Below are 12072 nucleotides of genomic sequence, written 5' to 3'. Positions count from 1 at the left end.
AAGGAACATGCCCGGCGGGAGGATGCCGGGCACGCACTCAATCGTTTAATCAGTGGACAGTGAAATACTGGTCGGGATGAGCCTGTATATCTTCTGCACTGGTGTTCACGAGGGTAACGGTGTCGCCATTGCCAAGGTCGACAACGACATTGCCACCAACCTGTGTGACACGGTCTGCGAGGTCATCCGCCGAATTGACATCAAGGCCATTGATGCCCTGCTGGATCTGAAGGATGTCTTCGCCTGGGTTGAAGTCAAGGATGACGTCGTTTCCGCCGCCGCCATTGAACAAGAAGACGTCGCTACCGGCGCCGCCGATAAGGATGTCGTCTCCAGCACCGCCATCGAGGATGTCGTTGCCGTCGCCGCCCAAGAGAATGTCATTCTCTTCGCCGCCGAAGAGAAGATCCGAGCCTGCACCGCCCTGAAGAACATCGTCTCCAGCGCCGCCAAACAGCACATCGTTCCCATCGCCGCCGCTTAGGACGTCGTTTCCTGCATCACCGAACAGAATGTCATTTCCGTTTCCGCCGAAAAGGAGGTCATCACCATTTCCGCCGAAGAGGATGTCATTCCCGTCATCGCCGAAGATGGTGTCATTGCCATCACCTCCGAATACGAGATCATCACCGCCATGGGCGCGGATGAAATCGTCAAAGCGGGAACCGAACAACACGTCGTCGTAGGCGCCGCCTTCTAAAGTGGCCATCTGCTTCTCCTTGTGTTCCTGTATGGGTTACAAAAAGGTCGGGAATAAACCGACCATCATGCTTGTAGTAGTTTGCGCCGCATCAATAAGGATTGCAACACTATTAATTGTTGCAATTTTGGCATCCGTAAGTAACAAATTATTACGAATAATTTATATTACATTTTTGTAAACACAATTATGATGTATATTTAATATCAATATAATTTCTATTTATATTATATTTAAATCCAATTTACTTCAAATTTTGAACTGGATCGATTCGAATAGAAAAATTAATATATTTCAATATGATGAAGCCGCGCATGTTGGAACATGCGCGGCGCAGGTATTTTCAGTTTATTCAACCTATGGATGAGTTATATTATAGAATACTCTTTCGTTACGTTTGACGACTATCCGGCTGTTGTTGTGTTAAGCACGCAGCCGGATGCAGTTTAATCTTCGCGGAATGCGCGATTGAGACTGTCGGTAATCGGCGACACGAGATAGTCGATTGCGCGGCGGTCTTTGTGAACGATAATGATTTCTGCAGGCATACCGGGATAAAGCCGTGCAGTTGGATTGGCGACAATCGCCTCAGGCGTAATTTCAGCGCGGGCGACGAAATAAGCCGTATCTGTCTTTTCGTCGAGCGACTGGTCGGCGGCGATATAGGTCAGTCTGCCGTCGAGCGGTGGCATTGAGCGCTGGTTGTAAGCTGTCAGTTTGATCTGCGCGCTTGCCCCCACAGAAATACTATCGATGTCGCGTGGGCTGATCTTCATTTCCACCACCATGGGTTCGTTTTCCGGTACGATATCCATGATCGGTTCACCCGGAGCCACAACGCCGCCAGGCGTCCGCAGTCGGATATTGGCAACAATGCCCTGTTGTGGTGAATTTACTTCGACACGACGCATGACATCCTTGGCCGCCACGATCCTTTCTTGCACATCGGACAATTCGACCTGACTTGATGTAATCTCGCCAGCAATTTCTGACTGAAGGTCGCTTTCAATCGCGCTCAGTGCAAATTCGGCACCGGCTTTTGCCTGTCCAGCCTTTGCCTTGTCGCCAGCATATTCACCACGATCACCGGAAAGCTGGCTCAAACGTGTATCGATTTCAGTGAGCTTTGATTTCTGCGCGAAGCCTTTCTCAACAAGACTTGCGATGGCATTGCGCTGTTCAGTGATCAGTTCGATCTGGCGATCAGTTGCGGAAATCTGTGAAGTCGAAGCCTTTTCCTGCTCGGTATATTGCTCAATGGTTTTTTGCTGAATGTCGATTTTGCTCAGCTTCTGGGCGAGGCGCTTCTGAAAGAAGATGTTCTCCGCGCGAACGGCGTTTTCAGCATTCTCGCCACCTTCAGCAAACTTTTCAGGAAAGGTGATTTCCTTTGCACCAGACTGCTCTGCACGCAGGCGCGCAAGTTTTGCAATCAGACCGATCCGACGGCTTTCGAGTGATTGAAGTTCGGATCGCGCCTTTGTTGCATCGAGCCGGACTAACGGCTGACCAACTTTGACGACATCGCCTTCCTGCACCAGTAGCCGATCAAGAATGCCGCCTTCGAGATGGCTGATCGTTTTGCGTTTGGAATCAACAATAACCGTACCCAGTGCCACAGCCGCGCTGCCAAGATTGGCGGAATAGGCCCAGGCAAAAAAGCCGCCAAAGGCAACGCCGATTGTTGCAAGCCCAGCGATAATCAGCCCCCGCAGCGGCGATTTCATATCTTCCTGTTCGATATCATGCGCCCATTCTGGCTTAACAGAGCCAAATCTGGTCAACGACTTGTTGTCGGATGATTCTGCACGCGGGGCGAGCAGGCTGGAAACACGACGCGGAATAACGGATTTGCCCATCATGCGCTTGCTGCTCCCATTTTAGGGCCAGTCGTGGCCGGGGTGAGTGTGGAGACCACATCGGTTCGTGGGCCGAATTGCGAAATCCGACCGTTTTCGAGCACAAGCAGCTTGTCTGCGACCTGCATGATAGACGGGCGGTGTGCGATCATGATAACAATGGCACCGTCGTCGCGCGCGTGTTCGATAGCACGCATTAGGGCGCGTTCGCCAACCGCATCAAGGTTCGAGTTCGGCTCGTCTAATACGATGATGCGCGGACGGTTATAGAGGCAGCGTGCCAATCCGATTCGCTGGCGCTGACCGCCCGAAAGTGTCAGTCGTCCGTCACCAACAGGCGTATCATAGCCAAGTGGCATACGCCCGATCATCTCGTGCACATCAGCAAGGCGTGCGGCTTCCAATACGCGCTGCGGATCGCTGTCACCCATGCGGGCGATGTTGTCTTTGATCGTGCCGTCGAGTAGCGATACCGATTGCGGCAGATAGCCGGCAATTTCGCCAAAAGAGCCGCGTTCCCAGAGATAGACATTGTTGCCATCCAGGAAAACACCGCCGGACGTTGGCTTAACGATACCGATCAGCAAGCGAGCAAGCGTAGACTTCCCAGCAGCCGAGGGGCCGACGACGCCAAGCACTTCGCCCGGTGAGATCGAAAATGAAATGCCTTTGATGATCGGCACATCGACGCCGGGTGCCGCATAGATCAGCTTGTCGACAACCAGATCACCGTTGGGGCGGGGGGTGGGCATTGTCTGACGCACAGCAAGGTTTTCGGAAAGCAGGGATTGAACGCGTTTCCAGCTTGCAATTGCGCTGACCCACTGACGCCAGTTCTCAACAATCCTGTCAAATGGCATCAGCAGGCGACCAATGATGATACTGGTAGCAATCATTGCGCCCGGCGTGATTTCCTGCTGCATCGCCAGAAGCGTGCCGGCGCCAAGTGAGCCGATCTGCACGATGAAGCGTGCCGTTCGCGCAATGGATGACATAGCGCGGGCTCGTGTTCCGCCCAGATCAAGCACTTCAAGCGCCTGCATCTGCATGGTGCGCCAGCGGCGTGCCAAAGCGGGCAACATGCCCATGGCTTCAATGGCTTCCGCATGACGCAGGCTGCTGCCGATTTTGGCGACAGCCTCGACATTGGCCTGATTGGCTTCCTGTATGAGATTGCGGGTCAAAAGATCTGTCAGCACGCCACAGGCGACCAGAATGATAACTGCGACCAGACCGATCAGGCCGAGCATTGGATGCAGCATGAACAGCACACCAAGGAAGATCGGCGACCAAGCCGCATCAAGCGGCGCATTGATGGCGGGTGAGGTTAGAAAGCTGCGCAGTTCAGTTAGATCGCGCAGCGTTTGGGTGGCTTTTGGCAGGCCTTGGTTGACCGATGCCTGCACGGCCGCAGTCAGCACTGCCAAGTTTAGCCGGCGAACGAGTGCGCTGCCCATGGCCTGAAACGAAAGTGCCCGAATGTATTCCAGAACGCCGAATACGAGCATCGCGCCCACGGCCAGAATCGTGAGCATGGTCAGTGTGTCCATGCTTCGGCTGTTCAGCACCCTATCATGAACCTGCAACATATAGAGGGGCACAGTGAGTTGTAGCAAATTGATACAGGCACTCAAAAGCACCGCATAAAGCAGGCCTGACAGGAAAACGCGCCGAGCCTTGAAAATAAGGCTTTTGGACGTAGTTACAGAATCGTCGGGCCTTTTTTTATCCGCTGGGCTCTTGCCAACTGGATTGTTTTCGCGAGTATCATTCATACGCGATCTGCCTTGTAATGGTCACAGGTGGCGGATATCCCTAAAAAGTGTGGTCTAGTTCTAAAGATCAGTAAAGTAATACTGCAGAGAATGTGACAGAAAAAAGTTTTTATGGCGGGGAAATGTGAAAGGAGCCAAATAAATATAACTGCAAATTTCTTCAAAATTTGAAGTAAAATTGAAAAATGGAGAGCTAAAGATGCAAAAACTTCTGCACGAGGGAGTGGAAGTCGAGACATCAGTCGATAGATTTACTTCCGTCGACTTTCCTGAAGTTACCGCCGAAAAACAGGAACGCAGACATCCGGTTCATACAGTTGTAATTACCCATTTCGAGCTGGCCCGGATGATAGAAAGAGTGAATCGTCGCTTTGTAAGCCTTCTGAAAACGGAGCTTACCAAGTTGGGCGTGGAAGACGTTGGCCCAGCACAGACTTTGGTTCTGATGGCTATTGGCGATGTCGAGCTCACTGTGGGTGAACTATTGGATCGCGGGCACTATGTCGGTTCCAACATTTCCTATTATCTTAAACAACTTACAGACGGCGGGTATGTCGATCGCGTTGCCTCTCAGAGGGATAAAAGATCGGCTCGTATTCGTCTGACTGACAAGGGTGAACGGCTGTGTACGAGCTTGCGAAATGCAAGCAGAACCTACAGCCATGTGCTTGCCCGCGATGACGACGATCTTCGAAATCTCGAAATCGCATACCAGACTCTGCACCGGCTTGAGCTCGTGTGGGGCAATGCCGCGCGTTATGGCATTTGATGCTGAATCGCGGTTTTTCGACCGATAACCGGACACTTTTTGTGACATGCGTATAGCTTTTGTGCACAGGCGCGGTTTCGGCCAGTTTGCTGCGTTAGCCGAAAATCTGGCTACCAGTGGACATGATGTCAGCCTGATTTGTGAGACAGTGGACCGTCGCCTCCCAGCGGTCCGCGTCATCCGCCACCGAGTAGAATCTGGTCCTCGCCCAAATGGGGCGATGGCCAGATATCTGGAAATACCCGATCATCATACGAGGATCGGGTATCGGGTGGCTGAAACCCTGGAATCCATGGCACGTCATGGCCAAGCGCCCGACATTGTGATCGGTCACATCGGTTGGGGCAGTATGATGTTCGTCAAAGACGTACTGCCCACCACACCCGCGCTGGGTTACTGCGAATTCTTCTACCGCGCGCATGGCGCGGATGTCGGCTTTGCGCCTGATGACAGGCCGGATATGGAAACCCGAAAGCGGCTGCGCCTGCGAAATATGGCCCAGCTTGTTACGCTCGACGGTATTGATGGCGGTTTCAGCCCCACGCACTGGCAGAAGAGCCTTTACCCCAAATCTGCCCAGAAGCGGATTGCTGTCGTGCATGAGGGCGTGGATACGAAATTGTTTTATCCAGACCGGCACGCTTCAATTGAACTGCCGGGCGCGCGCGTCCTCAAGGCAGGTGAATCCCGGGTGATTACATTTGTTGCGCGCGATCTCGAGCCCTATAGAGGTTTCCCTCAGGCACTGGAAGCGGCGCAAAAAGTTATCCGGCAAAATAACGACGCGATATTCGTGTTTGTTGGCGGAGATGGAGTGAGCTACGGCACGCCGCCGCCCGGTGGTGGTTCGTGGCGCGAATATCTGCTTCGTGAAACCGAGTTGCCACCGGACCGGATTGTTTTCCCTGGCACCATTTCCCATGCGCAGCTGCGCAAACTCTACCAGATCTCGACCGCCCATATCTATCTCACCTACCCGTTTGTCCTGTCCTGGTCCGTCATTGAGGCCATGGCATGTGGTGCGCTCATCATAGGCTCTGATACGCCACCGGTGCGCGAGGTGATACGGGCAGGGAAAAACGGCCTTCTGGTACCATTTTACGATACCGACATATTGGCGGAAACGATTCTGAACGTGCTTCGAGATCCCGATGCGTGCCTGCCGATGCGTGCTGCCGCACGCAGAACAGTGGAAACGCGCTTTCGGTTGTCGGAATGTTTACAACAGCAAAAAACCTTGATCGAAGCAGTATTAGATGGCCGATGAGTGTTATGTGGCGACAATCGGGCATACAAGGCCAAATGATATAATAGAAAATCCCGTATTTCTGCGTGTTTAAGCGCTATGTTCAATATGTTTTCATATTGTTTCAAATTTTGAATTAAATAGATTCCAAATATTCGCAATATTATCATATAGTCTTCGTTATATTATTGTTGACAATACATAATCAGTATTTTCTCATTGAGAGTAGAAGCCAAACCTCCCAAGTTGGCTCTTAGACAATGGATGATTATGTTGAGCACACCACTTCCAGCGATCTCGGCGCGGAAAACCCGCCGTTATGCCATCGCTTCAATGCGTGATCGTGAAGCATTGGAATCGACTTCTCTCGGCGAACTGACAGCTTTCGTTGAAGGAGACGGCAAGCGTCTGCGTCTGGCCAATACATTTCCACTCGTTGCTGTTGCCGCTTCCGATGAGGGCGCAAAAGAACTCAATGGCGTTCTGCAGCAGCTTTATCGGATGCGCACCATTCCTGAAGTCCCCGTCGTGCGCGTTGATGAGGCGTCCCCTGAAACCATACCGCTTCTCGTATCGCAGCTGCTTGAAAACAGCCTCGACCGGCTTGTCGGCCATGTGAGCAAAGTGCATGCCGAGCTTGCGATGCTGCGTCGTGAACGCGAAACGATGTTCGAAAACTATCGCGCTATCGAGGATGCCTTTCACGCCCGCAACTGGGATTCCTCTACAGAGATTTTCAGCCATGCGCCTTTGGTTGATCCAAAGGATGAAGGTTTTGCACGCTTGCTGCGTGAATCGGAAATCGAACAGCTCTTTCCAGTTTCAAGCTATGCCGTCTCGGGCTTTGCCCTGCATTTCCGCGATATGCCTGCCAATCGCAACGGACAGCTGATCGTGACGCTCGATTATCTAGAGAATGGAGAAGGCATTGCCGAATGGCTCGTGCCTTATGCCACGCTTCATTCGGAATGGAATTTCTTCTCGCTGCCTAAGGCTTGCGATGGTAGCCACCGGACCCTGCGTCTGCGAATTTCCGCGACCGGCGGTGTGCCACCAGAACTCTCGTTGGGCAATGTGATTGCCAATGAACGCTATGCGGCTCGTGCCCGCATCCCGCATGGCGATCTCGATATGCGTCCGCTGGCACTTCGTATTTTTACGGGGCTTCCGGGCGTTCGGCCAGCATCATTGCCCAACGCAATTGTGCCGACATCGCTCATCAATGGCCGCAAGGTTGATGATTATCGCCTGCCGATTGAATTGCTGCGCAATGTCGCCAATGTTTCCGTTACCCCCCTGACGCCGGATTTCCCAACCGTGCGGTTTCTTGAACATGAGGATGCAATTGGTTGTCATCCACTTGAGGAAGGTATTACGGCCGCTGCCATCCGCCGGGTTGTTGCCCCCGGTACGGTCCGGATTTCAGCGCGTGCCGTGATCGACCACCCTGAGGGGCAGCCATGCGTGGCGGGTTTGCTGCTCGTCAATCTCGCGTCCGACGTGAAGGACGAGATCGACGCGATCACAAATATGGACCGCCGGCGCGCACAGGTCTTGTTCAGTGGCTGGTCGGAAGTGGCACCCAATCGTCCGATCGATATCAATTTCATGCTCGAAGAGCCGATTGATCGCACGATGGATCTGATTGTGCTCAGCAAGGCTGCAGGTGATTCAGTCGACTTTTCCTGGTTGAAGATTTTCAACTTCCGCCTTGTCAAGCACATCGAAGCCGCAAGCCCCGTTCAGGAATTAGCCAAAGAGGTTGCGAATGTACGATAGATCGAGAGATTTGATCGTCGTTGCCATGCCGCTTTATGGCCATGCGGCGCTTGCGCTTGAAGCGCTTGAAACCCTTCTTGCCTCGGAAACGGTTTTCCGTACCCAGATCGTCGTCTCCGTCGATGGTGATCCGCGTCGCGAAGTTTTTGACAGTCTGGCGCTTTATGCGGCCGCACATCCCAATATTCATGTCATTTTCGGAGAGAATGCCGGTCCCGGTGGCGCACGCAACCGCGCGGTCGATTATATTCTCGAAGATATGCCGGATGTGAAAGCCGTCTATTTCGTAGATGCCGATAATCGGGTGCAACCGCAAACTATCGACACGCTTTATCGCAAGCTTCTCGCGAGCAATGCCGGTTGGGTTTACACCAATATCGACACGTTTTCGGTCAATTGGCGCGCGCATTATGGCGATAGCTATTCGCGGCTTATTCACTGCATTACTGACAATATCTGCGATACCGGCTCGATGATTTCAGCGGAAGTGTTCCGCAGCGGCGTGCGCTTTGACGACGACCGGCAGAATGGTTTTGAAGACTGGGAATTCTGGCTTTCGGCCATTGAAGCGGGTTTCGTCGGAACGCCGTGCCATGACACCGGTTTCGAATATCGCCTGCGGGCCGAGAGCCGCTTCAAGGAAGCCAATCGCGACCGCTCTGGCTCCATAAATTTTCTCCGCAAACGACATAAGGCGCTGTTTCGTCGCCCGACGCTTGTGGGTTTCGAGCATGAGGAATGTCCGCGCTATGGCGTGATCCGTGCAGGCGAAGGAACAGTCAGTCTTTTTACTGATCTTAGCCTTGGCACGACTGATCTTAAATTTGATGATGCCATCCGCGCATTTTGGGGTAGCGTGTCCGAGCCGGATAATTTTCACTTCCCGCCATTTCTTGCTTCATCCAACACTGAAACTTTGAAGCTTCTGGCGCGGTCGCGGCTGTTGCCAAACATCCTGTCTCGGCTTGAGAGGCTTTCTGAACACGCGAATATCGTCTTTGTTGAGCTGACCAATGTTGAAGACGAGCGGCGTATCGATACTGAAATCATGCCTTCCGGCACGCGCCAGCCTCATGCGGATCTGATTTTCGTCTCGACGAAACTGATCAAAGACATCATCGAAAACGATGCGCTGGATTGGTTTGCGTCATTGGGTACGCAGCAATTATGGCCCACCTCGGCGCGCATGAAAGTCCGCTTCCCTTTTCCGCGCGTCCGACAGCGCAGGGCGCTTTCCCGCCCCGAACAGTCGATGCTCAATCTGGTGACATCGATTGCGACAAGCCCGCTTAAACAAAGTGCCGCCATGCGCTGGACATGGCGTCCGCGTCGTCTGCCAGCACTTTCAGAAATGTATCAGGTGCTGCGCGATGAAATGGGCGGTGGACCAGTTCTGCCGCTTGCGCATAACATCGCAAGAAAGAAGACGGCTGCAGTTCTGGTGCCCAATGCCTCGTTTGGGGGAGCAGAGAAGGTGGCTTATGCGGCTGGTCGTGAGCTCAAGAACCAGGGGTTTGAAACGCATCTGTTCGTGCTTGGCAATGAGCGCATGGATGTGCTCGACGAGTTCGATCAATCCTTCGACTATTTGCACTTCTGGAAAGACGGTATTCCGGCGTGGGGCGACACAAACCGCTTCCTTGGGCAGGACTTCATAACCGAGGATCATCCGCTTGATTGGGGCATCCTGCGGGGGCAACTCTCCGGTTTCGATCTGGTGGTAAACAATCACGTCATGGCAGCGCATCCATTAATGGGCAAGCTGCGTTCGGAAGGCACACGCACGGCCTGTTATCTGCATGTGGTGGACGAAACCGTCTTCCGCAGGCAAGCGGGCCAGCCCTATGCGGCGATTGCTTTCGAACACGCTTATGACGCGTTTCTCACCTGTTCAGATCAGTTGAAAATCTACCTGCACAGCTTTGGCGTGCCGTTTGAGAAGGTATTCTCGGTGCCTAATGGTGCGAGCTTCTCTATTGATTCAAAGCTGCGCGCGCAGGTAACAGCGGCGCGTAAGCAGATACGCAAGGGAGAGCCCTTTCGGATGCTTTATATGGGCCGTCTTGATCGCCAAAAGGGGATCGACCGGTTACATGACGCAATCGTCAAGCTCAAAGAGCAGGGCATTGTGTTTGAAGCGCAAGCCATCGGTGGAGAAATCCTTTCCGACGATCCAAGTGCATCTTGGATGACGCGTCTCAAAGATGCGGGCGTGAAGGTCTCGCCACCGGTCTTCGACGGCAGAGATATCGCAAACCATCTCGCCTGGGCAGATGTGCTTTTGATGCCGTCGCGCTGGGAAGGCGCACCGCTGATGATTGCCGAAGCCCAGCAGCTCGGCTGTGTGCCGGTTGCGACTGCGGTAGGTGCTGTCGATGAGCTGATCAATCATGGTCGCGACGGCATCTTAATCCGCAATGGCAATGATGCGCAGATCGTGGCCGATATGACGCGCATTCTCACCATTCTCGCGCAGGATCGTGAAGCCCTGATGCGTACGGCTGAAGGCGCATTGGCGTCAGCCGCCCACCGCACCTGGAGCGCTGCTTTCTCCGAATTTACCGATTGGGCCAATGAAATAAGCCCGGTCTATCCGAAATCCCGGTCCTCCCAGCCGGACGTTGCAGACGATACGAGCACGATTGCCGTTTTCCCCGGCCGTGCAGTTGCCTGATTATACCAGAAAGGTCGACCTATGAGCCGCCCAACCAACCCAAGAATTCTTGTCACCGGCATTCCGAGCCATCTGACACGTCTCATTGATCGCGCAGACAAAGCGCAGGTCTATTATTCAGAAAAGCAGAAGGACTCAGAATCCAGGGATAATTTTATCCAGGAACTGAAAAACATCTCCAATACCGGAAATTATCTGATCGGCGAGGGCGCGATGACGGCTCTTCTGCCGTCAGCCAAGCATATTCCGTTCTGGCATCTCTATAATTGCGTGAACAATGGAACAGGTGTCGAGGAGATCAATAAGGAGTTCGATATCTGCGTCTTCACTTGCGCAAACCTTCTGCGCAAAGGCCTGTCAGCAGATGCGGAAGCGCTGGTTATATCCAAGCTCGATATGCCGGTGGTTATGCTCGGCATTGGTATCCAGAACCGCCCTGATATTGAAGGCGAAGACGGTTTGCCTGCTGGCACGAAGAAGCTTCTCGAAGTGCTTAAATCCCGCGAGCATTATTTCCTTACCCGCGGTGAAAATGCAGCCGGCTATCTTCGTGATCAGGGCTTTTCCTATGTGCGTCCGGTTGGTTGCCCGTCGCTTTATTTCCGTCCTGATAATATGCGCAAGGCCATTACGCGTCTACCGCAGGTCAAAGTAGGTGAAGGCCGCACAGTTTTCACAGGCTATATGGGTGCAGAACTTGAAACCATCGGCGACATGAATGCGCTGAGTTCGGATGACGGTCGTTCAGCCTATGTGGTTCAGGATGAGCTCTTGCATTTCGATATGCAGCTTGAATCGGACACCAATGGCCGTGCTTATGATTCAACGACTGGCGAGCTGGTAGGGCCGCTGACCTACAAAGGCTCAAGCGATCTCAAGAAGAAGCTCAGCGTTCACGCTTTCCTTGACACCAATCAATGGCGTGCCTGGTGCTCGACGATGGACTTCTCATTCGGTCGCCGCTTCCACGGAAATATCATCTCCATGCAGGCGGGCGTACCAAGCCTTATGGTCGCCGTTGATGACCGCATGCGTGAAATGCTCAATTTCTCCGGTCTGCCAAAGATCGATGCCCGTGATCTCAATGCAGCCAACGACCGGCGCGCTTTCGTGAGCGATCATATCGCAGCAATGAACATCCCTGATGTGGTTGAAAAATACTCGGCTCGCGAACGCAATTTCCGAAGCGTGCTTTCAGACATCGGCATTGGGGCATCTCACGCCTAATCCAAATCCAGCAATTTTCTTTAATTTAAGCGAAGATGGATCA

8 protein-coding genes are annotated in these 12072 nt (G+C 53.0%); 5 read left to right on the top strand and 3 right to left on the bottom strand.

The features are described from left to right. Window positions 1–49: 49 nt before the first annotated feature. From QSJ70_RS06395 to QSJ70_RS06385, 3 genes are all read right to left on the bottom strand, one after another. Entirely contained in the window at window positions 50–709 is a 660-nt protein-coding gene (locus tag QSJ70_RS06395; RefSeq protein WP_285535181.1) for a calcium-binding protein, read from the bottom strand. A gap of 437 nt (window positions 710–1146) precedes the next feature. Beyond that, window positions 1147–2562, bottom strand: a complete 1416-nt coding sequence (locus QSJ70_RS06390; protein ID WP_007877304.1) for an HlyD family type I secretion periplasmic adaptor subunit — start codon at window positions 2560–2562, stop codon at window positions 1147–1149. Then, window positions 2559–4334: a type I secretion system permease/ATPase gene (locus tag QSJ70_RS06385; protein WP_079213259.1), complete on the bottom strand. Its 1776-nt coding sequence runs from the start codon at window positions 4332–4334 to the stop codon at window positions 2559–2561. The genes QSJ70_RS06390 and QSJ70_RS06385 overlap by 4 nt, the downstream gene beginning before the upstream one ends. A 199-nt stretch (window positions 4335–4533) precedes the next feature. Here QSJ70_RS06385 and QSJ70_RS06380 point away from each other — a divergent pair, with 199 nt between their 5' ends. The 5 genes from QSJ70_RS06380 to QSJ70_RS06360 all read left to right on the top strand — a co-directional run bounded on the left by QSJ70_RS06380 (window position 4534) and on the right by QSJ70_RS06360 (window position 12029). Next, a complete protein-coding gene (locus tag QSJ70_RS06380) occupies window positions 4534–5103 on the top strand; it encodes a MarR family transcriptional regulator (RefSeq protein ID WP_007877300.1) in 570 nt (189 codons plus the stop codon). 46 nt (window positions 5104–5149) lie between these two features. Further along, the gene (locus tag QSJ70_RS06375; protein ID WP_215778054.1) at window positions 5150–6370 is read left to right on the top strand and encodes a glycosyltransferase family 4 protein; all 1221 of its coding nucleotides are present in this window, start codon (window positions 5150–5152) and stop codon (window positions 6368–6370) included. A 249-nt stretch (window positions 6371–6619) separates the two neighbouring features. Next, a complete protein-coding gene (locus tag QSJ70_RS06370) occupies window positions 6620–8128 on the top strand; it encodes a DUF6212 domain-containing protein (protein ID WP_285535180.1) in 1509 nt (502 codons plus the stop codon). Continuing rightward, the gene (locus QSJ70_RS06365) at window positions 8118–10802 is read left to right on the top strand and encodes a glycosyltransferase (protein WP_285535179.1); all 2685 of its coding nucleotides are present in this window, start codon (window positions 8118–8120) and stop codon (window positions 10800–10802) included. Before QSJ70_RS06370 ends, QSJ70_RS06365 begins: the two co-directional genes overlap by 11 nt. A 21-nt stretch (window positions 10803–10823) precedes the next feature. Next, window positions 10824–12029 (top strand): polysaccharide pyruvyl transferase family protein, encoded by a 1206-nt coding sequence (locus tag QSJ70_RS06360; RefSeq protein WP_285535178.1) that lies wholly within the window; start codon window positions 10824–10826, stop codon window positions 12027–12029. Window positions 12030–12072: the final 43 nt, after the last annotated feature.

Source organism: Brucella sp. NBRC 12950 (assembly GCF_030268145.1).
GTDB lineage: Bacteria > Pseudomonadota > Alphaproteobacteria > Rhizobiales > Rhizobiaceae > Brucella.
The sequence above is the reverse complement of the archived record's forward strand: the minus strand, read 5'-3'. Positions and strand labels throughout refer to the sequence as shown.